The sequence below is a fragment of the Microbispora sp. NPDC004025 genome (assembly GCF_053604425.1).
This window is the reverse complement of the sequence record NZ_JBSGHN010000002.1, coordinates 610,255-634,477: the sequence shown is the minus strand read 5'-3', so window position 1 is coordinate 634,477 and position 24,223 is coordinate 610,255. Positions and strand designations below refer to the sequence as shown.

20 protein-coding genes and 1 pseudogene are annotated in these 24,223 nt (G+C 72.5%); 14 read left to right on the top strand and 7 right to left on the bottom strand.

What is annotated here, in order from left to right:
- Nucleotides 1-1,752: 1,752 nt before the first annotated feature.
- From sepH to ACWEQG_RS07230, 3 genes and pseudogenes are all read right to left on the bottom strand, one after another.
- Nucleotides 1,753-2,778, bottom strand: a pseudogene (gene sepH / locus ACWEQG_RS07240) (septation protein SepH); the annotation flags it as partial.
- Between the two features lie 500 nt (nt 2,779-3,278).
- Entirely contained in the window at nt 3,279-4,571 is a 1,293-nt protein-coding gene (locus tag ACWEQG_RS07235) for a D-arabinono-1,4-lactone oxidase (RefSeq protein ID WP_452282529.1), read from the bottom strand.
- Between the two features lie 86 nt (nt 4,572-4,657).
- Nucleotides 4,658-5,848 carry an MFS transporter gene (locus ACWEQG_RS07230; RefSeq protein ID WP_452282527.1) on the bottom strand — a complete coding sequence of 397 codons (1,191 nt, stop codon included), beginning with the start codon at nt 5,846-5,848 and terminating at the stop codon, nt 4,658-4,660.
- Between the two features lie 176 nt (nt 5,849-6,024).
- Between ACWEQG_RS07230 and ACWEQG_RS07225 the strand changes: the two genes are divergently transcribed.
- Entirely contained in the window at nt 6,025-7,251 is a 1,227-nt protein-coding gene (locus ACWEQG_RS07225) for a lytic transglycosylase domain-containing protein (protein WP_452282526.1), read from the top strand.
- Between the two features lie 24 nt (nt 7,252-7,275).
- On the opposite strand, the gene ACWEQG_RS07220 is transcribed toward ACWEQG_RS07225, so the two are convergent.
- Nucleotides 7,276-8,259: a ferrochelatase gene (locus ACWEQG_RS07220; protein WP_452282524.1), complete on the bottom strand. Its 984-nt coding sequence runs from the start codon at nt 8,257-8,259 to the stop codon at nt 7,276-7,278.
- Between the two features lie 116 nt (nt 8,260-8,375).
- Here ACWEQG_RS07220 and ACWEQG_RS07215 point away from each other — a divergent pair, with 116 nt between their 5' ends.
- Nucleotides 8,376-10,322 carry a prolyl oligopeptidase family serine peptidase gene (locus ACWEQG_RS07215; protein ID WP_452282884.1) on the top strand — a complete coding sequence of 649 codons (1,947 nt, stop codon included), beginning with the start codon at nt 8,376-8,378 and terminating at the stop codon, nt 10,320-10,322.
- A 115-nt stretch (nt 10,323-10,437) separates the two neighbouring features.
- The gene (locus ACWEQG_RS07210; protein ID WP_452282522.1) at nt 10,438-11,259 is read left to right on the top strand and encodes an inositol monophosphatase family protein; all 822 of its coding nucleotides are present in this window, start codon (nt 10,438-10,440) and stop codon (nt 11,257-11,259) included.
- Nucleotides 11,260-11,557: 298 nt separating this feature from the next.
- Here ACWEQG_RS07210 and ACWEQG_RS07205 read toward each other — a convergent pair whose 3' ends face one another.
- Nucleotides 11,558-11,815 carry a DUF2795 domain-containing protein gene (locus ACWEQG_RS07205; RefSeq protein WP_452282520.1) on the bottom strand — a complete coding sequence of 86 codons (258 nt, stop codon included), beginning with the start codon at nt 11,813-11,815 and terminating at the stop codon, nt 11,558-11,560.
- Nucleotides 11,816-11,978: 163 nt separating this feature from the next.
- Between ACWEQG_RS07205 and ACWEQG_RS07200 the strand changes: the two genes are divergently transcribed.
- The gene (locus tag ACWEQG_RS07200) at nt 11,979-12,152 is read left to right on the top strand and encodes a hypothetical protein (protein WP_452282518.1); all 174 of its coding nucleotides are present in this window, start codon (nt 11,979-11,981) and stop codon (nt 12,150-12,152) included.
- 392 nt (nt 12,153-12,544) lie between these two features.
- Here ACWEQG_RS07200 and ACWEQG_RS07195 read toward each other — a convergent pair whose 3' ends face one another.
- Nucleotides 12,545-12,709, bottom strand: a complete 165-nt coding sequence (locus ACWEQG_RS07195; RefSeq protein ID WP_169949406.1) for a hypothetical protein — start codon at nt 12,707-12,709, stop codon at nt 12,545-12,547.
- 241 nt (nt 12,710-12,950) lie between these two features.
- On the opposite strand from ACWEQG_RS07195, the gene ACWEQG_RS07190 reads away from it, so the two are divergent.
- From ACWEQG_RS07190 to ACWEQG_RS07170, 5 genes are all read left to right on the top strand, one after another.
- Nucleotides 12,951-13,604, top strand: a complete 654-nt coding sequence (locus ACWEQG_RS07190) for a response regulator transcription factor (RefSeq protein ID WP_363474245.1) — start codon at nt 12,951-12,953, stop codon at nt 13,602-13,604.
- 217 nt (nt 13,605-13,821) lie between these two features.
- A complete protein-coding gene (locus ACWEQG_RS07185; RefSeq protein WP_452282882.1) occupies nt 13,822-15,138 on the top strand; it encodes a sensor histidine kinase in 1,317 nt (438 codons plus the stop codon).
- 258 nt (nt 15,139-15,396) lie between these two features.
- The gene (locus ACWEQG_RS07180) at nt 15,397-15,696 is read left to right on the top strand and encodes a DUF4193 domain-containing protein (RefSeq protein WP_030505490.1); all 300 of its coding nucleotides are present in this window, start codon (nt 15,397-15,399) and stop codon (nt 15,694-15,696) included.
- A 19-nt stretch (nt 15,697-15,715) separates the two neighbouring features.
- Entirely contained in the window at nt 15,716-16,492 is a 777-nt protein-coding gene (locus tag ACWEQG_RS07175; RefSeq protein WP_452282516.1) for a hypothetical protein, read from the top strand.
- A gap of 294 nt (nt 16,493-16,786) precedes the next feature.
- Entirely contained in the window at nt 16,787-18,184 is a 1,398-nt protein-coding gene (locus tag ACWEQG_RS07170; protein WP_346224286.1) for an alpha,alpha-trehalose-phosphate synthase (UDP-forming), read from the top strand.
- Here the strand turns inward: ACWEQG_RS07170 and ACWEQG_RS07165 are convergent.
- Nucleotides 18,174-18,491, bottom strand: coding sequence for a DUF4235 domain-containing protein (locus ACWEQG_RS07165; RefSeq protein WP_363471170.1), 318 nt, complete (start codon nt 18,489-18,491; stop codon nt 18,174-18,176). The two genes, ACWEQG_RS07170 and ACWEQG_RS07165, sit on opposite strands and share 11 nt — an antisense overlap.
- Nucleotides 18,492-18,560: 69 nt before the next feature.
- Between ACWEQG_RS07165 and valS the strand changes: the two genes are divergently transcribed.
- From valS to ACWEQG_RS07140, 5 genes are all read left to right on the top strand, one after another.
- Complete coding sequence (valS, locus tag ACWEQG_RS07160; protein ID WP_452282514.1) at nt 18,561-21,083, top strand: valine--tRNA ligase; 2,523 nt, start codon at nt 18,561-18,563, stop codon at nt 21,081-21,083.
- Nucleotides 21,084-21,262: 179 nt separating this feature from the next.
- Nucleotides 21,263-22,477, top strand: a complete 1,215-nt coding sequence (locus tag ACWEQG_RS07155; RefSeq protein WP_452282512.1) for an AI-2E family transporter — start codon at nt 21,263-21,265, stop codon at nt 22,475-22,477.
- Nucleotides 22,478-22,488: 11 nt separating this feature from the next.
- On the top strand, nt 22,489-22,929 hold the full coding sequence (gene dut, locus ACWEQG_RS07150; RefSeq protein WP_182906672.1) for a dUTP diphosphatase: 441 nt from the start codon (nt 22,489-22,491) through the stop codon (nt 22,927-22,929).
- A 48-nt stretch (nt 22,930-22,977) separates the two neighbouring features.
- Nucleotides 22,978-23,655 (top strand): DUF3710 domain-containing protein, encoded by a 678-nt coding sequence (locus ACWEQG_RS07145; RefSeq protein ID WP_452282510.1) that lies wholly within the window; start codon nt 22,978-22,980, stop codon nt 23,653-23,655.
- Nucleotides 23,656-23,826: 171 nt separating this feature from the next.
- Nucleotides 23,827-24,219 (top strand): OB-fold nucleic acid binding domain-containing protein, encoded by a 393-nt coding sequence (locus ACWEQG_RS07140; protein ID WP_030505482.1) that lies wholly within the window; start codon nt 23,827-23,829, stop codon nt 24,217-24,219.
- Nucleotides 24,220-24,223: the final 4 nt, after the last annotated feature.

Genomic DNA, 24,223 nt, shown 5'->3' with positions numbered 1-24,223 from the left:
CAGTCCGACCTGGGGCCGGCCGCGCGAAATGCCGGGAAACGGGCCGGGACGCCCTCGTGCGCAGGCTGGGATCCGTGCGGGCGTGCGCAGGGGTGCGCAGCCTGGGACCCGTGCGGGCGTGCGCAGGGGTGCGCAGCCTGGGACCCGTGCGGGCGTGCGCAGCCTGGGACCCGTGCGGGCGTGCGCAGGGGTGCGCAGCCTGGGAATCGTGCGGCATGCGCGGCCGGGCATCCGCGCGGACGTGCGAAAGGCCGGCGAGGAGTTCGCGAACTCCCCGCCGGCCTTTCCTCACCGGTTGCCACGGCCGATGCCGTCACAGGCTCCGCTCAGCGGGCCTCGAAGGCCCGGCGTCCCGCGGGGTCAGTCCTGCTTGCGGGCACCGAACATGATCTCGTCCCAGGTCGGCACCGAGGCCCGGCGTCCGCGCGACTTGCGGGGACGCGGGGGAGCCGGCTTCGGCACGGGCGGAGCGGGCGTCTCGGGCTTGGCGTCCTTCGGGGCGTCCTTCTGCGTCTCCTTCGCGCCGTCCTTGGGCCCGTCGCCCGCGCGCTTCCCGGAGTCACCCGTACGGGCAGCCGGGGCGGGAGCCGGAGACTGCCGCGCGGGTGGTGCCTCCGTGGGCGGCTGCGCCGGAGCCTGAGCGGCCGCCGGCTGGGCCTCCGCCGCCGGAGCGGCAGGGGCGGGAGTGGAAGGGGCCGCCGCGGGCTCCGCGGGCACGCTCGCCGCGGTGTCTGCCGCCGGCGGGGCAACGGGCTCCGCTGTGGACTCCGCGGGCACGTTCGTCGCGGTGTCTGCCGACGGCCGGACGGCGGGCTCCGCTACGGGCTCCGCGGGTGGAGCGGGTGCGGGGACGGCGGCGGCGACCGCGGCCGCCGGTGTCGCCGCGTCCGTGGCGCCGCCTCCGGCGGTGTCCGCGGTCGTGGCCGTGCCGGTGTCCGCGCCTGTGACGCTTCCTGTGCCGTTCTCCGTGCCCGCGTCGGGCGCGGCCGGGTGCTCCGCCTCGGCAGCCGCACGGGGGGCGTCGGTCGCGCCGGGCACGTCCGCGCCGAGGGGGGCGGCCGGGACCGCCGCGTCGGCTGCGCCGGCACCGCCTTCGGCTGCCACGACATCCGCGTCCCCGGAATCGGTCGCCCCGGAGTCCGTCGTCGCGGTGCCGGTCGCAACGGGGTCCAGTGCCGCCGCAGTGCCGACCGTCGTGGTGCCGACGGTCGTGGTGCCCGCGGTTGTGGTGCCCGTGGTGGTGGTGCCCGTGGTCGTCGCGGCGCCGGTGGGCGCCGAGGAGTTCTCGGCGGACGACGCGTCCGTTGGCGTGGCGAGGCGCGCGGCCTCCTGCGTGTCCGCCGGTGTGCCCGCGACAACGGATGGGGTCGTGGTTGCGCCGGCGTCCGGGGCCGCGTTCGCGGCGGGCTCCTGCGGGTGGGACCCCGGTCCGGCGGTGGTGGTCTCGTCGACGGCCGCCGCCGTGTTCGCGGCGGGCTCCTGCCGGCCCGACGCCGGTACGGCGACGGTGGCCTCAGCAGTGGCCTCAGCAGCGGCGGGTCGTGGCGTGCCGGGCTGGACGGGGGCGGCATCGGCCGGACCGGTCGCGGCGGAGGGCAGGCTCGGCACCCCGGCGTCCGCGGCGGGCACGGGCGTGGCATCGGCGACGGGCTGGGCCGCGGCCTGCCGTCCCACCGCGTCCTGACCGTCCTCGCGGCCCGCGCCGTCCCCGGCGGCCTCACGGCTCGGAACGGGCTGGGCGTCCGCGGCCTGCGGAACGGCCCGTGCGGGCTCGGCGGCCGGCTCCCCGGCGGTCGCCGCTGTGGTCTCCACCGTGATCTCCGCCGTGCGCTCCACCCTGGCGTCGGTGACCGGCGCGGGGTCGGGGGCGGCGGCGATGAGCGACTGCGGCAGCCGGAAGGGCACCGGAGTCAGTTCGGGCCGGTACGCCGCGGGCTCGTCCGCGTACGGCTCCGGCCGTCCGGACTCGGATCGCCCGGGCTCCGCACGCAGCGGCGGGCTCAGCCGCGGCGGCGGCACGGGCTCGGCCAGCGCGGCCGGCTCGGAGCGCACGGGCTCGGGACGTACGGCAGGCACGCCGAGACCGCGCTCGTCGCGGGCCGGATAGGCGGCCTCGTGGGGCAGCGGCGGCACCGGGGCGAGCTTGGACGCGAGGCGGGGCACGAAGGGCCGCACGGTGGCGTCGTCCCGCTCCGGCTCGACGTACTCGGTCGCCGACAGGCGCATGGCCTCGTCGTCGTTGGGGGTGATGTGGCGGCGGCGCGGGTCGAAGAGCCACTCGGCGTGCCGGGTGTGACCGTTCCAGACGAAGCCGAGCCGCACCCGCCACAGGTTGTCGTCGCGCTTGGCGGAGTCCCAGTCGATCTCGTCGGCGGGCACGCCGCGCCGGGTCAGCCGCTCGGCGACCAGCTCGCCGAGCGTGGGCCCGGGCGTCGTCTCGCCGGGCATCCGGACCGGGACCCGCTGGGCCTGCTGGGCCATGTACTCGCGCTCCTGGAGAACCGGCCCCTCGAACCAGCGGACTCTCTCCACCGGAATGCCGGCGGTGGCCGCGATCTCCTCAGCCGTCTCGCCGGCACGGATGCGCGCCTGGATCTCCTTGGGACGCAACGGGCTCTCCACTTCGATCTCGTACTGGCCGAGACGGGAGAAGTTGCCGCGGACGGCAGCGCGGAGCCGGTCGTCGACGGGCAGCGTGAAGCGCGTGCCCCGCCCGGCCGTCGCCAGGACGAGGTACGTTCCGTCCTCACTTACCGCGACGAGACGGAGCTCCTGCATGCGAGTCCCTTCGTCGTCGTGCTCTGTCTTCCCCCGGACCCTTGAGTCTCTCGCGTGAGCCGGTTGCCTTCCAGCACCGTACCCGGCATGTCCGAACATCGCCTCGCCAGGGGGCGAGGCAGATGTTGTGACCCCGGTCACATTTTTCGCGTTCACCTTTCCACAACCTGTCGGTCATGTGGGAGTGGCAGTCCACGGACGGCGGTCGCGCCGCCGGTCCGGCCCATCAGGCGAGAGCGAGGGTCGTGTCTCCTCAGGTGGTGCGCGCCCACCGCCCGTCCGTACGGCGCGGGCGTGGCGAACGGCCCCGTGACCGTGCCGTACGCCGTGCGGCCGGACCTGCGGGAGGGTCTCATTCCTGCTTGCTCCCTCGGGTTCGAGTGGCGCGCCGGGCTCTGGTGTGCCCGTGCTCCGCAATGTGCCTGCCCGAGGGCCGGCGCGGGCAACGCGACACGCGGAAGACGCCGGACCGTGGAGAGGGACTTTACGCGGCCATGGGGTCAGGCTTCCCGCGACGCGCCGAGCACGCGGTCGAGGTAATCGTTGGCGAACAGCCCGTCCGGGTCCATCTCGCGGCGCAGCGCGAGGAAGTCGCCGAACCTCGGATACACGGTACGCAGGTAGTCCGCGTCCCGGGTGTGCAGCTTGCCCCAGTGGGGCCGGCCCCCCAGCCTGACCATGATCTCCTCCACGCCCTCGAAGTACGCGGGATTGGGGGCGTGGCGGTAGACGTGGCAGGCGACGTACGCCGAGGGCCTGCCGTACGCGGTGGACAGCCAGGCGTCCGAGGGCGGCGTGACCCGCACCTCGACGGGGAAGGTGATCGGCCAGCCCGACCGCTCCACGAGGTCCCGCGTCTCGCGCAGGGCCTGGGCGAGGTGGTGGCGCGGAACGGCGTACTCCATCTCCAGGAAGCGGACCTCGCGCACCGAGGTGAAGACCCGGTAGGACGCGTCGACGGACTCCGACGCGCCGAGCATGCGCGCGGAGACCCCGTTGATCGTGGGCACCGCGCCGGGGAAGCGGGCCCCGAGGGCGCAGGCCGCGCCGAACAGCGTGTTCTCCAGGAAGACGTTGTCGAGCCACCGCTTGAACGCCGCGGGCGGCCGGGCCGGTCCGGCGTCGCGGTTGTTGCGCTTGACCAGGCAGGTGTCGGTGTGGGGGAGCCAGAAGAAGTCGAGGTGGTCGTCGGTCTCCGTCAGGTCGCCGAGCGTCTCGAGGATCCGGCTGAACGCCATCGGCTCGCGGCGGGCCCGCAGCAGGAACGCGGGCTCGACCCGGAAGGTGACCGCGGTCAGGACGCCCAGCGCGCCGAGGCCCACCCGGGCGGCGTCGAACAGGTCGCCCTCGCGCACGGTCGTCACGGAGCCGTCGGCGAGGACCATCTCCAGCTCGACGACCTGGTCGGCGAGGCCGCCGACGTGCCTGCCGGTGCCGTGGGTCCCGGTCTGGATCGCTCCGGCGGCGGTCTGGGCCGTGATGTCGCCCATGTTGGCCAGCGCCAGGCCGCGCCGGTGGAGCTCCTCGTTGAGCGCGTGGAGCGGGGTGCCCGCGGCGACCTTGACCCATCCGTCGCCCGCGTCGAGGACTCCGGTCAGCGCGCCGGGCCGCAGCAGGATGCCGTCGGTGAGCGCGACCCCGGTGAACGAGTGCCCCGTGCCGGTCATGCGGACCCGCCGCCCGGTCCTGGCGGCGTCCCGTACGGCGTCGGCGACCTCGCCCGCCGACGCGGGGGTGCGGATCTCCGCGGGGGTGACCGACTGGTTGCGCGCCCAGTTGACGAAGGCGTCCATGATCCTCCTCGCCCCGGCGCCTGCCCCGGGGTGAACATGAACACTACTCATGATCGGGCCGGCTGCCTATGGGCGCGGCCCGCCGCTCACCCGGTGTACTGACGCCTGCGGACCAGCGCGGAGCCGCCGAGGCCCGCCACCACCGCGAGCAGCGCGCAGGCGTAGGAGAAACCGTACGCGTTGGACGCGCCGAACAGGTCGGTCAGCCGCCCGCCCGCCCACGCGCCGGCGGCCACCCCGAGCCCGAGGGCCGTGGAGATCCACGCCATGCCCTCGGTGAGCTGCTCGGCCGGGACCATCCGCTCGACGAGGGAGAACCCCGTGATGAGCGTGGGGGAGATCGACAGGCCGGCGAGGAAGAGCGCGGGAGCCATCGCCCGGATGTCGTCCATCAGCAGCACGGGCGTGAGCCCGGCCGCGAACAGCGACAGGCCGCGGACGAACCGGCTGCGCAGGCTGATCTTCCACTGGCGGGAGCCGAACCACAGGCCGGAGACCATGCTGCCGGCCGCGATCGAGGCGAGCAGGAATCCGGATGCCGCCTTGCTGCCGTGCTCGTCGGCGAAGGCGACCGTGATGATGTCGATCGAGCCGAACACCGCCCCCATGGCGAGGAAGACGGCCGACAGCATCGCGACCCCGGGGATCGCGATCGGGGACCGGCCCGTGCTCCGGTGGCGTACGGCCGGCGGTTCCGTGCCGCGGAAGCAGGCGAAGGCGAGGGTGCCCGCCAGGGCCAAGGCGATGGTGGCGATCAGCCCGGCGTACGCGTTGACGCCCGTGGTGAGCGCGGTCACGAAGGCCGGCCCGCCGACGAAGATCACCTCGTCGGCCACCGACTCGAACGAGAACGCGGTGTGCAGCCGGCCGGAGTCCTTGAGTACGTGCGACCAGCGGGCCCGGACCATCGAGCCCAGCGACAGGCCGGTCGCCCCGGACGCCACGCCCGTCGCGTACAGCGTCCACTGCGGCGCCCCGGCGTGCGCGCACAGCATCAGAGCGGTGATCGAGACGGCGTGCAGGAGGATGAACGGGACGAGGACCTTCGCCTGGCCGAACCGGTCCACCAGCCGCCCCGACAGGGGCGCGGCGACGGCGAACGCGAGCGACACGGCCGCCGCGACCGCCCCGGCGGTCGCGTACGACCCGGTGACGGCGGAGATCAGCAGGATGACGCCGATGCCGAGCATCGACATGGGCGCGCGCCCGATGAACCCGGAGATGACGAAGCCCTTGACTCCGGGCGTGCCGAACAGCCCCCGATACGGCCCGACCATGGTGTGTTTCCCTTCCGCACGGTGGTGCGTGTGCGTCCGGGCCGGCCGTTCGACAGCGGCGGCGGTCCCGGGGCGACCCCGGGACACGCGGACGGCGTTTGTCTCCGGTTTGGTTATCGCCTACCCGCATATCATGAGGCAAGTGATTTTTCCGCGTCGGGGGTGCAGGGGCTGAGGTGAGGACACCCACTCATGCCGCCTCCGCGCGGCTCCGCCCGATCGTGACCGGCCTCGCCGTCGTGATCCTGAGCGTCATCACCGCAGGCACCGCCTTCCTGGTCACCTGGCCGGACAGGGGCGCGCTGGCGGCGGGCGGCGGCCGTCCGGGGCAGGACGCGGCACGGGCGGAGACCGATGGAGCGCGGGCGGGCGACCCGCCTCCGGCCGCGCGGGCGACGGCGGGAAGCCTCGTGCCCGACCGCACGCTGCCGTCGAGCGCGCCCGTCGTCGGCGGGCCCGGCGTGCAGGTCACGCCGCCGCACCTGCTGGCGATCGCCCCGAAGCGGGTGCCGGAGCGGACCCTGCTGAAGATCGCCAAGCTGCGGCACGTGCAGAAGGTGACGGTCACCGACGGCGGCGCGGTCCACGTGTCGGGCACGGCCCTGCGGCTGCTCGCGGTCGACCCGGCCAAGTTCCGGTCGTGGACGCCCAAGCGTGTGGCCGACCACCCGGAGGTGTGGAGCGCGCTCGCCCGTGGCGAGATGGTCGCCGACGTGGCCACGATCAAGCGTCTCGGCATGGTCCTCGGCGCGGAGTACCAGATCGACCGCGGCCCCACGCTGCGCGTCGCGGCCTCGGCCTCGCTCGGGCTGCCCGGGGTGGACGGCCTGGTCAGCCAGGACCTGGGACACAGGCTCGGCTTCCCCGGCGGCGTCGTGGTGCTGGTCCACGGCGACCCGGGCAAGGTGAGCGACACGGCGGTCAGACGCCTGCTCGGCAAGGGCGCGCAGGTCGTCAGGGTCGGGCAGGCCGCGGCCCGGCCGCATGCCACGTCAACACCGGGACAGGCCCTGGTGGGGCGGCCCGGGAGCTACCTGGACCTCTACCAGCGGGCCGCCACCGTCTGCCCCGGCCTCTCGTGGACCCTCCTCGCCGCCATCGGGCAGGTCGAGAGCAGCCACGGCCGCAACAACGGCCCTTCGTCGGCGGGGGCGCTCGGGCCGATGCAGTTCATGCCCGCCACCTGGAAGGCCTACGGCGTGGACGGCGACGGCGACGGCGAGGCGGACATCTGGAGCCCGTACGACGCGGTGCCGTCGGCCGCCAAATACCTGTGCGCCAACGGAGCCGGCGCCGGTGGTGACAAGCTCAGGAAGGCTGTCTGGTTCTACAACCACTCCTGGGACTACGTGAACAAGGTCCTGTCCCTCGCGGACGCCTACGCCCGCGCGTACGCCTCCTGATCCCGGGCACCTGACAAAGCACTGCTAGACCGGCGGGCGGGCGGGCCGCACGGGCGCGGGGCAGCAGGTCGCCGGGCACGGAGCGGGCTCGGGCTCGGCGAGCAGTTCGGCCACCATCGACACGAACCGCGGGTGGGTGCCCGCGGTCGAGGCCCTGGTGAGGGCCATGCCGAGCTTCTCGGCCGTGGCCGCCGCCTCGACGTCGAGGTCGTAGACGACCTCCATGTGGTCGGAGACGAACCCGATGGGCACCAGGACGGCCGACCGCACGCCCTCGGCGTGCAGCGCCTCCAGGTGGTCGCAGACGTCGGGCTCCAGCCAGGGCACCTGCGGCGGGCCGCTGCGGCTCTGCCAGACCAGGTCCCAGGCCCGCCCCTCACCGATTTGGGCGGTCACCAGCTCGGCGGCCCGCCTGAGCTGGGCCTCGTAAGCGCCGCCCGCCGGCCCCGCGGTACGGGCCATGGAGACGGGGATGCTGTGCGCGGTGAACACGAGCCGGGCCTGATCGCGGTCGCTCTCGGGCAGCCGGCCGAGGGCCTCGCGGGTGTGGTCGGCCATCGCCGCGACGAACCCGGGGTGCTCGTAGTAGTGACGGAGCTTGACGATCTCGGGGGCGCCGGGGACGGCGGCGCGGGCACGGGCGATGTCATCCAGGTACTGCCGGCAGGACGAGTAGGAGCTGTAGGCCGCGGTGACGAAGGCCGCCGCCCTGCGGACGCCGTCCTCCTTCATCCGCCGGACGGTCTCCTCCAGGAACGGGTGCCAGTTGCGGTTGCCCCAGTAGACCGGCAGGTCCACGTCGAGCGCGGCGATCAGGTCACGGCACTGCTGGTTGATCGGGCTGACCCCGCCGAACCCCTGGTAGTGCGCCTCGACCTCAAGCAGCCGCTCGCGCGGCACGCCCCGGCCGCGCACGACGTTCTCCAGGAACGGCATGACGTCCTCGGGCTTCTCCGGCCCGCCGAAGGAGACGACGAGCAGGGCGTCGTACCCGTTGGTGCTCCCCATGCGCCACACCTTACGCGGGCGGTACGACAGTCCGGCCCGCGCCTTCGGGGTTGGGCGGGCGGCGCGTCTGCGAGTAGGTTCGAGCGGTGAGCCAATTTCCGGACATCCGTGAATACATGGCCCTGCCGCGCGTGAATTCCCTGCGGCTGTCGCCCGACGGGACCCGGCTCGTGTCCGTGGTCCAGTCGCTCAACCCCGACGGCAAGTCGTACGGCACCGCGCTGTGGGAGCTCCCCCAGGACCCCGGAGGCGAGCCCCGCCGGCTGACCAGGTCGGCGAAGGGGGAGGCGGGGGCCGAGTTCGCCCCCGACGGGACCCTGTTCTTCGTCTCCCGCAGGCCCGACGAGACGGCCAAGGAGACCGGCGGCGACAGCGCCGCCCTGTGGGTGCTGCCCGAGCGCGGCGAGCCGGTGCGCGTCGCCACCCGCCCCGGCGGGGTCTCCGGCGTGCGGGCGGCCGGCGGCACGGTCGTCTACACCTCCGCGGTGCTGCCCGGCGACGCCGGCACCGAGGAGGAGCGCCGCAAGGCCCGCGAGGAGGCCGGCGTCAGCGCCATCCTGCACGAGGGCTACCCGGTGCGTTACTGGGACCACGACCTCGGCCCCGCGCAGACCCGGATCTTCGCCGGCCGCGCCGCGCGCGAGGACCTGAAGGACGTGCGCGACCTCACGCCCGAGCCCGGCGGCGCGCTGGACGAGCACATGTCGTTCGACGTCACCCCGGACGGGCGGACCGTGGTCACGACCTGGCGGGTGCCGCTCCCGAACGGCGACATCCGCTGGGACCTGGTCGCGATCGACGTCGCGGACGAGTCCCGGCGCACGCTCGCGACGTCCGGCGGGCACGATTTCGGCGGCCCGGTCGTGGTGTCTCCCGACGGGCGGCTGGTCGCCTGCGTGCGGGAGGGGCGCGGCACCGAGGAGGTGCCGGTCGCGCTCGACCTGTGGGTGGTCGACCTGGACACGGGCGAGGGACGCGTGGTCGCCGCGGAGATCTTCCCCGCGGCGGTCGCGTGGGCGCCCTCCTCCCGGGAGCTCTTCTTCGCCGCCGACCACCAGGGCCGCCGGCCGGTCTTCCGCGTCCCCCTCGACGGCGCCGTCACCAGGGTGACCCCGGACGACGGTGCGTACGCCGAGCTGTGCCCGGCCCCCGACGGCTCGGTCTACGCCCTGCGCGGCGCGGTCGACTCGCCGCCGCGGCCGGTGCGGATCGCCGCCGACGGCGCGGTGACGACGCTGTCCTCGCCCACGCCGCCGCTCGACCTGCCCGGCACGCTGACCGAGGTGACCGCGACGGGCGAGGACGGGACCGAGATCCGCGGCTGGCTGGTCGTCCCCGCGGAGGCGACCGCCGAGGACCCGGCGCCGTTCCTGCTGTGGATCCACGGCGGTCCGTTGGGAAGCTGGAACGACTGGAGCTGGCGGTGGAACCCCTGGCTCATGGCCCGGCACGGCTATGCCGTGCTGCTGCCCGACCCCTGCCTGTCCACCGGGTACGGCCAGGACATGATCCAGCGGGGCTGGGGCGACTGGGGACCGGTCACCCACGCCGACCTCATGGCGATCACGGACGAGTGTCTCAAGCGGCCGGAGATCGACGAGCAGCGGACGGCGGCGATGGGCGGCTCCTTCGGCGGCTACATGGCCAACTGGGTCGCCGGGCACACCGACCGGTTCCGGGCCATCGTGACGCACGCCTCGCTGTGGAACCTGGACCAGTTCGCGGGCACGACCGACAGCGCGAACTACTGGCAGCGGGAGTTGGGCGTCCTCGGGTCCGCCCGGTACGCCCGGCTGTCGCCCCACCGGTCGCTCGGGGATATCAGGACGCCGATGCTGGTGATCCACGGCGACAAGGACTACCGCGTGCCGATCGGCGAGGGCCTGCGGCTGTGGTGGGACCTCCAGCGCTCGGGGGTCGAGTCGAAGTTCCTCTACTTCCCGGACGAGAACCACTGGGTGCTCAAGCCCGGCAACGCGATCGCCTGGTACGAGACCGTCCTGGCCTTCCTGTCCCAGCACGTCCTGGACGAGGAGTGGAGCCGGCCGCCGTCCCTGAGCTGACCGTTGAGTGGCGGTACATCCTGGTTTGGGAGGATGTCATCCGCGCGGCCGACGCCCGAGCCGGGCGCCGGCCGCGCTTCGTTCTTGAGCACGTACGAGGAGGGGGCAGGCCAGGATGGACGAGCGGGAGTACCGGCATGACCGCGCACGGGTGGAGGAGCTGCTGGAGCTGGCGGCCGGCATAGCGGAGGAGGCCGGCCAGATGCTCCTCGCCAAGCGGCCCGCGCGGCCCGAGGTGCTCGCAACCAAGTCGAGCCCCACCGACGTCGTCACCGCCCTCGACCGGGCCGCGGAGGAACTGATCCGCGGCAGGATCGCCGAGGCCAGGCCGCACGACGCGATCCTCGGCGAGGAGGGCGGCGACACCCCCGGCGAGGGCGCGGTCCGGTGGGTCGTCGACCCCATCGACGGCACGGTCAACTTCCTGTACGGCCTGCCGGACTGGGCGGTGAGCATCGGCGTCGAGGTGGACGGCGAGATCGTCGCGGGCGCGGTGCACAACGTGCCGCGCGGCGAGCTGTTCACCGCGTCGAAGGGCGGGGGCGCCTGGCTGAAGGGGGAGCGGCTGCGCTGCAACACCGGCGTCCCGCTGCCCAAAGCCCTCGTCGCCACCGGGTTCGGCTACGAGGCCGGGCGTCGCCGGGTGCAGGCCGAGGTGCTGGCACAGGTCGTGCCCCAGGTCAGGGACATCCGGCGCGGCGGCTCGTGCGCCGTCGATCTCTGCTCCGTCGCGACGGGCCGCGTCGACGCCTACTACGAGCGCGGCACCAACTACTGGGACCACGCGGCGGCGGGCCTGATCGCCGTGGAGGCCGGGGCCCGGCTCGGCGGCCTGAACGGCAGGCCGGTCAGCCCCGACATGGCGCTGTGCGCGGCACCGGGGCTCTTCGAGGAACTGCACGACCTGCTCGTCCCCCTCGACCCCGAGCGCGACTGAGGGCCCGCGGCTCCGGCAGCGTCCGCGGCGCCGGCCGGATCGATCCGGCCGGCGCCGCGGTCCGTTCCAGCGGGCGGGGCTCCGCAGAGCGGAGCGAACCTCGCGTTCCCTCCGCGACCGGCCGGCCAGGCCACTGTCCGCCGGACCCGTCGCCGCCCCATCGCGTCCGGAGGCGTCGTGGTCGCCAACGCGCTGCTGAGTGCTTGTCGGCCGCGCTGCTCTGTGCTTGTCGGCCGCGCTGCTCTGTGCTTGTCGGCCGCGCTGCTCTGTGCTTGTCGGCCGCGCTGCTCTGTGCCGGTCAGTCGCTCTGCTGCCTGCCGCCGACGCCGAGCTCGCGTGCCACGTCCTCGACGTTGTCGAACGTCCGGTCCGGCAGGGACCGCAGGGCGGACAGCACCCCGTCCGGCGCCGACTCGGACGCGGCGCGGGCCAGCAGGTCCTCCCGGCCGGCCGGGAAGACGTGCGTCCCGCTGATCCACCGCGCGAGGTCGCTGCGGATGTCCACCGCCTGCTTCGTCATGCCCTCCGGCGAGCCCGGCTCGTGCTGCTGTTCCATACGCTCCACCTTCCGTCAACAGGGACCGGAGGCCCTACCCGTGTCCCTGACGGCAAACCTGAGGCCGCCGCGAGCGCCGGCTGGAGCGATTGCCCAGGTCCCGGCGGCATGCCCGGCCGTCTCGCGGGTACGCGGCGCAGGACGACGGCAGAAGGAGCAGGACATGACCGTTCCCGAAGAGAACGCCCCCAAGACCGATCAGAACGACCCGGCCCTGTCGCGGCAGGCCGCGCCCGCCCAGCAGGACGACTCGCGCGGATCACAGGACACCGAGATGGCGGCCAAGCTCAAGGAGGCCATGTCCGAGGCCGACGTGGACCGTGACGACTTCGCGTGACGCCGGCGGCGCCACACTCCGCGCCGGTTCAGGGCCGCGAGCCGGGGGTCGCCGCGCGCCTGATCAGGAGCCGCCGGGGATTCCCGCAGAGTTCACGAGGGGGCCGGGCAGGATTCGCGCAGGATTCGCGGTGAATTCGCGCACAGTGCCTCGGGCACAACGCCCAAAGTGCCCCGGGCAGCGCGGAGTCCGGCGGGCACAACGCGCACAGGTTCGACGGCACGACCGCACAGCGCCGGGTACAACGCGCGCGGAGTCCGGCGGGCACAACGTGCGTAGAGCGCCGGGCGTAACGCGTCTGGCGTCCGCCGGTACCGGCGCCCGGAGTTCGCCCGGGCACACAGGCGAGGGGGCCCGCCATCGGCGGGCCCCCTCGTCAGTGTTCCTGGCGGTCAGCGCGGGATGGAGATGCCGTGATCCTCGGCGAGGCGGTGCAGGTCCTCGATCTCGGCGGTGAGTGTGTCGGCGAGGAAGTCGTCCCCGCTCGTGGTGGCCTCTTCAAGACCCTTGTAGGCCTGGTCGAGCCTGGTTTCGATCGTGGTCGTGAACTCGCCCATCTCACCTTCTTTCTCAGGGGGCGAAACGCGTCACCGGGGGCTCCGGCGCGGCTCCTGCGGAGAGGCGCGCCCATCCCCGGCACACGACAATGGAGGGTGTCACGGGCCTTACCCATGTCCGGACCAACCGCAAACCTGTGAATTTCTGTGCTCTACGTCACGTAGAGCGCTGGAACCGCTTACCGGCGGCTTACGTCGAATGTGACCACAATGAGGGCGTCGTACCAGCTAGGAGGACTTGATGCGCGTGCTTGTGGTGGAGGACGAGCGGGTGCTCGCGGACGCGATCGCCACCGGCCTCCGCCGGGAGGCGATGGCCGTGGACGTCGCCTACGACGGCGCCGCCGCTCTGGAGAAGACCGGCTACATCGACTACGACGTGATCGTGCTCGACCGTGACCTGCCCAAGGTGCACGGTGACGAGGTGGCCCGTCGCCTGGTCGCCCAGCGGTCGGCTTCGCGGATCATCATGCTGACGGCCGCGGGCGACGTGGACGACAAGGTCGAGGGGCTGGAGATCGGCGCCGACGACTACCTGGCCAAGCCCTTCGTGTTCATGGAGCTCGTGGCCCGGGTGCGCGCGCTCGGCCGCAGGTCCGCGCCGCCGCTGCCGCCCGTTCTCGAACGCGCCGGCATCCGGCTCGACCCCGGCAGGCGTCAGGTGACCAGGGACGGGGTGGAGATCCACCTCACCAAGAAGGAGTTCGCGGTGCTGGAGGAGCTGATGCGGGCCGAGGGCGCCGTCGTCAGCCAGGAGGACCTGCTCGACAAGGCGTGGGACGAGAACATCGACCCGTTCACCAACGTGGTCAGAGTGACGATGATGACGCTGCGCAAGAAGCTGGGCGACCCGCCGGTCATCGAGACCGTGCCGGGCGTCGGGTACCGGCTGTGACGACCCACGCCGCCGTCTCCGCATGTTCATCGGGGGAGGGGGCCCTGTGACCGAACCGCGTGACGCCTCCGACAAGGGGACGCCGCAGATCGTGCCGCCGCCCGGCGACGCGGGCTCCGCCGCGACCCTGCCGGATTCCGCGACCGTGCCGGGTTCCGCGACCCCGCCGGGATCGCCGGCTGCGGCCGGAGCGCAGGCGGCGGGTCCGACCCGCAGGATGTCGAGCCCGATGGGCACCGGCCCCTATCGCAGCCAGGTGCCGCCGCCGCCCAGCGGCCCGCCCGCCTGGGACGGGCCGCCGCCCCTGGTCGCCCACCCGGTGCAGCGGGGCAACCTGCTCGACGAGATCAGGTCGCTGCAGAACCGCGTCAGCATCCGGTGGCGCCTGACCCTCACGTACGCCGCCCTGGTCTTCGTCGCGGGCGCGCTGCTCGTGATGGTCATGTACGTGCTGGTCGGCCAGGCGATCGACGTCGGCTGGCAGAACGTGCCGAAGATCTACATTCCGAGCGGGATCGTGCCGCAGGAGTGGGTCGACCAGGTCAACAGGCAGTTCGGCCAGTCGCAGGCGGCGGTGACCGCGGCGGCGCGCAGCGAACTGCTGAAGCGGGCGCTGCTGGCGCTGCTGGGCGTGGGGATCTTCGCCCTCATGCTCGGCTACGTCGTGGCCGACCGGGCCCTGCGGCCGGTCATGAAGATGACGGCGACCGCGCGGAAGCTGTCGGAGACCTCGCTCGCCCACGAGCGCATCGCCCTCCAGGGCCCCGACGACGAGCTGAAGGAGCTGGCCGACACCTTCGACGCCATGCTCACCCGGCTCAACACCGCCTTCGACGCCCAGCGGCGGTTCGTGGACAACGCCTCGCACGAGCTGCGCACGCCGCTGGCGATCAACCGCACGGTGCTGGAGGTGGCGCTGTCCGATCCCGAGGCCTCCGACGACCTGAAGGTGCTCGGGCGCACACTCCTGGGCACCACCGCCCGCAACGAGCGGCTCATCGAGGGCCTGCTCCTGCTCGCCCGCAGCGAGCGCGAGCTGTCGGTGCGCAAGCCCGTGGACGTCCAGGAGGTCGCCAGGACCGCGGTGGAGCAACTGGCCCCCTTCGCCGGGGAAGAGGGCGTCACGGTGGAGCACGACCTCCACCCGGCGGCCACGACCGGCGACCCCGTTCTCATAGAACGCTGCGTCTCCAACCTGGTTGAGAACGGCATCAAGCACAATCTTGGGGAATCCGGAAAAGTATGGGTCCGGACGGGAATTGTGGACGGGGGTGCGGTTGTTCAGGTCGCGAACACGGGACCGCACGTTCCCGCGTACGAGGTGGAGAGCCTGTTCGAGCCGTTCCGACGGCTGAATGCCGACCGGGTCCAGTCCGCCAAGGGCGCGGGTCTCGGCCTGTCCATCGTCCGCGCGATCGTCCGCGCGCACGGCGGTACGGTCGCCGCCGTTCCCCGAGACGGGGGCGGTCTCGTGGTGACGGTACGACTCTCCGGAACCGGGGGCTCTCCGGGGACGCCGCAGTCGGCGCGCTGATGGAGCGAGCGCGCCGTACATGTGGTTGGATGTGCCGTCGAACGCGGTAGGGATACCGCCGATACTGTGGTTTTCGCCATATTTGGCTAACCGCAGCCTCCGGCGGGATGCCCCTCGCGTGTCGGAAGGTTCAGTGTTCGTTCAAGCGGGTACCGATTGCACAATTTACCGGCCCCCGCGGGCACAACACCGGCCTTCCGAGCGTTATCCACGCGCGACACAGGCGCAGGCAGATAGATGAGGGGGATGGAGTAGCAGATGGCTACCGACTACGACAGCCCGCGTAAGACCGACGACGACCTCAACGAGGACAGCCTCCAGGAACTCCAGGCGCGCAGGAGCGACAAGTCGTCGGGCAGCATCGACATCGACGAGACCGATCTGGCCGAGTCGTTGGAGCTGCCGGGGGCGGATCTGTCGAACGAGGAGCTCTCGCTGCGGGTGATTCCTCGGCAGGCCGATGAATTCACCTGTTCGCGGTGCTTCCTGGTGCACCACCGCAGCCAGCTGGCCTCGGAGAAGAACGGCCAGCAGGTCTGCCGCGAGTGCGCCGCCTAGGAGACCCTTGGGAGGGTCCGTGACTTCAGCAGCGGATGATTCAAACAACGAGGTCGCCGACCTGGTCGGCAAGCTCGTCGCCTCTGAGGAGACGGACGGGGCCGAGCGGCGCCGGCTGCTCGGCCGCCTCAGCGGGGCCCTGGCACGGTCCGCGGGGAAGGCACGTCAACGGGGAGTCGGCCGGGGCCGATGGCTTGCCGACGTCTTCATGAACATCGCTCCGCGGTTACCGGTCAGGGACCTCGAGACCCTGCGGGAACACCACTACGGGCTCACCGGTGAGCAGCTCGCCGACGACCTCGTCCGCACCGCCGCCAAAGCGACGACGGCGGTCGGCGCGGTCGGCGGGGCGCTCGCCGCGGCCGAGTTCGCCGCGCCGCCGCTCCTGCTGTCCGCGCCCGCCCAGATCGTGGCCGAGACGCTGGTCGTCGCGGCCATCGAGGTGAAGCTCCTCGCCGAACTGCACGAGGTGTACGGCGTGCGGGTCCCCGGCAACGGCACCCAGAGGGCGGCCGCGTTCGCGCTGGCATGGTCGAAGCAGCGGGGCGTCAACCCCCTCGCCCCCGGCTCGGCCACGCTCGCGCTCGGGACCGCCGCCAAGACCGCGCTGCGCAACCGCCTGATGCGCACGCTCGGCCGGCATCTCACCACACTCGGCCCCTTCCTCACCGGCGCCGTGGCCGGCGGTGCGCTGAACAGGGCCGCCACCAAGAAGCTCGCCGGCGCCGTGCGCGCGGACCTGCGCCGCCAGCGCGCGCTGCCGCAATCCGATGCCCCCGCACTGCCTCCGAGCTGACGCCCCCGCCTCCAGATAGGCCCCGCGTCCGGCTGATCCCCCTGCCGATCCGGTTCCGTCCCCCGGGAAAACGGGCATCAGCCCAGGTGCCCGTCCCTATCGGCACTCTCGGACCGTCCTGATCTTTCAGGTAGGGAAGTGTCACCGAGTGGTCTAAACCACTTGCCGACCCCGTGTGAGCTGCGTGAGATCATTCTCACAACAACCGGTGGGAATTGTGCACGTTCTTACGGGTATGGGGGTCACTGGTGACTTTCCGTATGGTGGTCACAGGCGACCACCTGGAGGAGATGCATGCGTGGCACCAGCTCATTTCTGATCGTAGCGAACCGGCTACCGGTCGATCGCGTGGGCGAGAACGAGTGGCGACGCAGCCCGGGAGGGCTCGTCACCGCCATCGCGCCCGTCATGCAACGCCGTGACGGTGCCTGGCTCGGCTGGACCGGGGCGGCCGGGGAGGAGCTGAAGCCCTTCGACCACGACGGCATGCACCTCATCCCCATCCCGCTGTCCCAGCTCGAGGTCGAGCTGTACTACGAGGGCTTCTCCAACGCCACCCTGTGGCCGCTCTACCACGACGTGGTCGCCACGCCCGTCTACTCGCGCGTGCTCTGGGACGCCTACCGCGCGGTCAACGACAGGTTCGCCCGCGCGGCCGCGGACGCCGCCGCGCCGGGCGCGGTCGTGTGGGTGCAGGACTACCAGCTCCAGCTCGTGCCCGCGATGCTGCGCAAGCTGCGGCCCGACCTGAAGATCGGCTTCTTCCTGCACATCCCGTTCCCGCCGGGTGAGCTGTTCTACCAGCTGCCCTGGCGCAACGAGATCCTCGAGGGCCTGCTCGGGGCCGATCTCGTGGGCTTCCAGCGGCCGGGCGGCGCGGCCAACTTCCTGCGCCTGTGCCGCCGCCTGCTCGGGGTGCAGTACCTCCGCAACGAGATCCAGCTCGAAGACCGGACGGTGCGCGCGGAGTCGTTCCCGATCTCGGTCGACTACGGCGAGCTGGACCAGCTCGTCCGCGAGCCCCGCATCCAGCAGCGGGCCAAGGAGATCCGCGCCGAGCTGGGCGATCCGGAGCACGTGCTGCTCGGCGTCGACCGGCTCGACTACACCAAGGGGATCGGCCAGCGGCTCAAGGCGTTCGGCGAGCTGCTCGACGACGGCGCGATCAAGCCGGACGAGGCGGTCTTCGTCCAGGTCGCCACGCCCACGCGGGAGCGCGTCGCCGAGTACATCCGGCTGCGCAACGACATCGAGCTGAGAGTGGGCCGCATCAACGGCGAGCACGGCGTGCTCGGCCGGATGCCGATCTCCTACCTGCACCAGTCGTACGCCAAGGAGGAGCTGGCGGCCCTCTACCTGGCGGCCGACGTCATGGTCGTCACGCCGCTGCGCGACGGCATGAACCTCGTCGCCAAGGAGTACGTCGCCTGCCGCCACGACCTGCGCGGAGCGCTCGTGCTGAGCGAGTTCGCCGGTGCGGCCGACGAGATGCGCCAGGCCTACATGGTCAACCCGTACGACATCGACGGCATGAAGCGGACGATGCTGGCGGCGATGCGGGCGACCCCGCACGAGCTGGCGCGCAGGATGCGCTCGCTCAGGCGCAGGGTCGCCACCTACAACGTGGACAGATGGGCGAGCGACTTCCTCGCCGCCCTGGAGTCCGGGGAGCGGGCCGCTTCTACTGAGTGAGGTCCCGGGCGGCGTCCTTCCAGTTACGCCACTTCTTCGCCGCCGACCGGGTGACGACGATCCTGGTGATCTCCATGCCCAGGCCCATCACCACGGCGTACGCGATCGCCTCGCCGAGCCCGATGTCGGGGGAGTCGGCGCTGGCCGGCGGCTTCTTGCCGGTGGCCTTCTCCCACGCGAACGACAGCACCTTGCGTGAGCAGAAGCCCACCGCCAGGCCGAGCAGGCCGCCGACGATACGCCACTGCATATCGGGTTTGTCCATCGCGCCGAGTTCGCGCTTGGCCTCCCGAACCGTGTCCGCCATGATTCCTCCTCGATAACGACCTTAGTGTCTCCGCACGGGGTGGCGGTCCACGCCATACCATGTGGTGGCATGACCGAACAGCGACTCCCCGCAGCCATGCCCGAGAAACCCGCACTCGACGGCTTGGAAGCGGTATGGGTAGAGCGCTGGGAGGCCGAGGGCACCTACCGGTTCGACCGGTCCCGGGGGCGGGACGAGGTCTACTCCATCGACACCCCGCCGCCCACCGTGTCCGGGTCCCTCCATGTGGGGCACGTCTTCTCCTACACGCACACGGACACGATCGCCCGATACCAGCGGATGCGGGGGCGCGAGGTCTTCTACCCGATGGGGTGGGACGATAACGGCCTGCCCACCGAGCGCCGCGTGCAGAACCACTTCGGCGTGCGCTGCGATCCCTCCATGCCGTACGACCCGGGCTTCACCCCGCCGGAGAAGCCGGACGCCAAGCGGCAGGTGCCGATCTCGCGCCGGAACTTCATCGAGCTGTGCGAGCGGCTGACCGCCGAGGACGAGAAGGCCTTCGAGGAGCTGTGGCGCCGTCTCGGCCTGTCGGTGGACTGGTCGATGACGTACGCGACCATCGACGCGGGCGCCCGGGCGGCGTCCCAGCGCGCGTTCCTGCGCAATCTCGCCCGCGGCGAGGCGTACGTCGCCGAGGCCCCGACCCTGTGGGACGTGACGTTCCGCACGGCCGTGGCCCAGGCCGAGCTGGAGGACCGGGAGTGGCCCGGCGCCTTCCACCGGATCGGCTTCGAGCGGCCCGGCGAGGGCATGGTGTGGATCGAGACCACCCGCCCCGAGCTGATCCCGGCCTGCGTGGCGCTGGTCGCCCATCCCGACGACGAGCGGTACCGGCCGTTGTTCGGCACCACCGTCCGCACCCCGGTGTTCGGGGTCGAGGTGCCGGTCGTGGCCCATCACCTCGCCGAGCCCGACAAGGGCTCGGGCATCGCGATGATCTGCACGTTCGGCGACGTCACCGACGTCACCTGGTGGCGCGAGCTGGACCTGCCGACCCGGCCGGTGATCGGCTGGGACGGCCGCCTGCTCCCCGAGCCGCCGCAGGGCGTGCCCGCCGAGCCGTACGCCGAGCTGGCCGGCAAGACGGTGCACAGCGCGCGCGAGCGCATCGTGGAGATGCTGCGCGAGTCCGGCCACCTGGACGGCGAGCCGCGCAAGATCCAGCGGCCGGTGAAGTTCTACGAGAAGGGCGACCGCCCGCTCGAGATCGTCACCACCCGGCAGTGGTACATCCGCAACGGCGGCAGGGACGCGCGGCTGCGCGCCGAGCTGCTGGAGCGCGGCCGGGAGCTGGAGTGGCATCCGCCGCACATGCGGGTCAGGTACGACAACTGGGTCGAGGGCCTGGCGGGCGACTGGCTCATCTCCCGCCAGCGGTTCTTCGGCGTGCCGATCCCGGTCTGGTACCCGCTCAACGCCGAGGGCGAGCCGATCCACGAGGCGCCGATCGTCCCGCCCGAGTCGGCGCTGCCGGTCGACCCGTCCAGCGACGTGCCGCCCGGGTACACCGAGGACCAGCGGGGCAAGCCGTTCGGCTTCGTCGCCGATCCCGACGTCATGGACACGTGGGCGACCTCCTCGCTGAGCCCGCAGATCGCCGCCGGGTGGGAGCGCGACGACGACCTGTTCCGCCGCGTCTTCCCGATGGACCTGCGGCCCCAGGCCCACGAGATCATCCGTACCTGGCTGTTCTCGACGGTCGTGCGCTCGCACCTGGAGCACGGCGGGCTGCCCTGGCGGCACGCGGGGATCTCGGGATGGATCCTCGACCCCGACCGCAAGAAGATGTCGAAGTCCAAGGGCAACGTCGTCACGCCCATGGGCCTGCTGGAGGAGTACGGCTCCGACGCGGTCCGCTACTGGGCGGCGAACGGGCGTCCGGGCACCGACACGGCGTTCGACACCGGGCAGATCAAGATCGGTCGCCGGCTGGCCATCAAGATCCTGAACGCGTCGAAGTTCGTGCTCGGCTTCCGCTCCGAGGGCGGCGGCGAGGTCACCGAGCCGGTCGACCTGTCCATGCTGGCCGCGCTGGATGCGGTCGTCGCCGAGGCCACCGAGGCGTTCGAGGCGTACGACTACACCCGGGCGCTGGAGCGGACCGAGCGGTTCTTCTGGTCGTTCTGCGACGACTACGTGGAGCTGGTCAAGGCCCGCGCGTACGCCGGGGACGCCTCGGCCGTCGCCGCCCTGCGGCGGGCACTCGGCGTGCTGCTGCGGCTGTTCGCGCCGTTCCTGCCGTTCGTGACCGAGGAGGTCTGGTCGTGGTGGCGGGAGGGCTCGGTGCACCGCGCCGCCTGGCCGTCCGCCGGCGAGCTGCCCGAGGCGCGGCTCGGCGACCCCGCGGTGCTCGACGCCGTGGCGGAGGTGCTCCGCCGTGTACGGCGGGCGAAGTCCGAGGCGCGGCTGTCGATGCGGGCCGAGGTCTCCCGGCTGACCGTGTCGGGGGACCAGGCGGAGCTGGTCCGGCTGGCCCAGGACGACCTGTGCGCGGCCGGCAACGTCGAGGAGTTCGTCCTCGAACCCGGTGACGCCCCCCTCGACGCGGTCGCCGAGCTGACCGCCTGAGCGACGGCGCCGCCGGCCGCGGGGAGACCCGCGGCCGGCGGCCGGCGGCGGATCGCGCCGAATCGATCCCCAATCACGGGTAAAACGGCCGCGCACCGTGCCCGCCGACATGCCAGGCTGGATCCGTGATCCCGTCTAACCGCAGTACCCATGAGAGGGTTCCGCCGACCCTGGCCGCGATGGCCGCGTGGAGTTGGCGGCTGCTGCTGCTCGGCGCGATGGTCTACTTCCTGTGGCAGATCATCGGCAGGATCAGCTTCGTCGTCATGCCGGTGGTCGTGGCTTTGCTGCTCGCGGCCCTGCTGTATCCGCTGACGCGGCGGCTGCGCTCCGCCGGGCTCCGGCCGATCTACGCGACGTGGATCACGATGCTGCTGGGCCTCGCGTTGATAGTCGGCATCGGATTCCTGATCGGCGTGCGGGCCAACGAGGAGTTCCCCCGGCTGGTCCTGCAGATCCAGGTCACCGTGCGCAACGTGCAGGACTGGCTGCTGCACGGTCCCCTCCATCTGAAGGAGGCGCAGATCGCCGACTTCGTGGACCAGCTCAGCAGCCAGATCACCCAGTACCGCAGCCAGATCACCAGCACGGTGTTGAGCGGCGCCACCGCGGTCGTCGAGGTGCTCACCTCGATCGTGCTGATCCTCTTCGTGACCTTCTTCCTGCTGAAGGACGGCGAACGGATCTGGGGCTGGTTCCTGCGCGCCTTCGGCACCACCGCACCGCGGGTGGACCGGGCGGGCCGGGCGGCCTGGGCGACGATCTCGCACTACGTGCACGGCACGGTCGCGGTCGCGGCCATCCACGGGGTCGTGATCGGAGTGGTGCTCGCCGGGATGCGGGTGCCGCTGTGGGCGCCTCTCGCGGTGCTCGTCTTCCTGGCGAGCTTCGTGCCGGTCGTCGGCATCCTGCTGGCCGGCGGCATCGCGACGCTGGTGACCTTCGGCTCCCAGGGCTGGGTCTACGCGTTGATCTTCGTGGGCATCCTCGTGGTCGAGCAGCAGTTGGAAAACCACGTGCTCCAGCCGCTCATCGTCGGCCGGGCCCTGGAGTTCCACCCCTTGGCGATCATCCTCGTCCTCGCGGTGGGCGGCGTGCTCGGCGGGATCGCGGGCGCCGTGGTGGCCGTGCCGCTCACGGCGGTCATCTACCGCGCGCTGCCCGAGCTGCGCCGAGGTCAGCCCGCGATCGAGCCGCCGGCGGACAGCGGCTCGCACGGCGGCGAGGAGACCGGCCCCCCGGACGCGGAGCCCGGCGCGGCCGAGCCCGCACCCGCGCCCGCATCCGAGCCCGCACCCGGGCATGACTCCCCCGGGCAGGGCGGGCAGGAACCGGAAACGGCACGCCCGTCCTCCGGAGCGGGAGAGGCGGTGTCTCCCCAGCGCAACGGGTAGGGTCTTGCCTCATGAGCGATGTCGAGATCCTGATCCACCGGCTCGACCCCGGTCTTCCGCTCCCGTCGTACGCTCACCCCGGCGACGCCGGAGCCGACCTGTACGCGGCGGAGGACGTGGAGCTGCTGCCCGGTGAGCGGGCGGTCGTGCGGACGGGTGTCGCCATCGCGCTGCCGGACGGCTACGCCGCCTTCGTCCACCCGCGTTCGGGCCTGGCGGCCCGGCACGGCGTCACGCTGGTCAACGCGCCGGGCACGATCGACGCCGGCTACCGGGGCGAGATCAGGGTGACGATGATCAACACCGACGCCAAGGACGCGGTACGGCTCCGGCGCGGCGACCGCATCGCCCAGCTCGTCGTCCAGCGGGTGGAACGGGCGGCGTTCTATGAGGTCGACCGGTTGCCCGGCTCCGTACGGGGCACGAACGGGTTCGGCTCGACGGGGAGCTGACACCGCGGGGCCCGGGAAACGGGCCACGATGCGAGGAGAGTGAGACAAGTGTTGCGACGCCGGCGACGCGTGGAGGAGGAGACCGCACCAGCCGTCGGGCGGGAGGAGAGTCGCGCCCCGGCTCGGACGGCGGGCCCCTGGGACTCCGGCGACGACTACCCGGAGACCGAACGGGTGGACCTGGGGGGCCTGCGCCTGCCCGTCGGTCCCGGGTTCGAGATCCAGCTCAGCATGGCGGGCGACCAGGTCGACGGTGTGATCGTCCTGGTCAAGGAGAGCGCCCTGCAGGTGAACGCCTTCGCCGCGCCCAAGCGCAGCGGGATCTGGAGCGAGGTGCGGGCCGAGCTGGCCCGCGAGGTGGTGGCCGCGGGCGGAGCCGCCGAGGAGCGGGAAGGACCGTTCGGCCCGGAGATCGCGGCCGAGGTGCCCGCACAGGGCCAGGCGCAGGGACGGCAGCCGGTGCGCTACGTCGGCGTCGACGGGCCGCGCTGGTTCCTGCGGGCCGTGATCAGCGGCAGGGCGGCGGTCGACCCGGAGGCGGCGCGGATCCTGGAGGACGTCGTGCGCGACATCGTCGTCGTACGCGGCGACGAGCCGATGCCGCCCAGGGAGGCGATCCAGCTCCGCCTGCCGGCCGAGGCGCGGCAGGCCATGGAGGAGCAGGAGGGCCGCCGGGAGGAGTTCCGGCCCTTCGAACGCGGTCCCGAGATCAGCGAGATCCGCTGACCTCCGCCGGGGGGCGGCGCGCCGATTGACCGAATCGGGGAGCAAGCCCTGCCCTGACCGTCCTTCTGGCCCGTATGCGGCTCACGTATGCTGCGGTGGATGACGACGGGCCTAGGCTGGAAGCCGGGACGACGAATTCCCCGCAGGGGGAGGAAGCTGGGTGAGTGACCGATGGGCACGCCGGAGCCTGCCAGACGAGGCGGACTGCGGGGCTTCTTCCGACGGCTGACCACCAGCCAGGCCGAACTGGAGGCCGCCGAGCTTCAGGAGGACCTGGAGCAGCAGGGGGCCACACCCATCGCCCGGTGCGGTGAGCGTCAGCGGACCTGCGTCGCGGGCACGCTGCGCACCGTCACCCTCCGCCCGCGCGGCGGCGCGCCCGCCCTCGAGGCGGAGCTGTACGACGGGTCGGACGTGATCGACCTGGTCTGGCTCGGCCGCCGGAAGATCGCCGGCATCGAGCCGGGCCGGGTGGTGCGGGCCGAAGGACTGGTCAGCGTCCAGGACGGCCGCAAGGTCATGTTCAACCCCCGTTACGAGCTTCGCCCGGCCGGTGGCCCTTGATCTC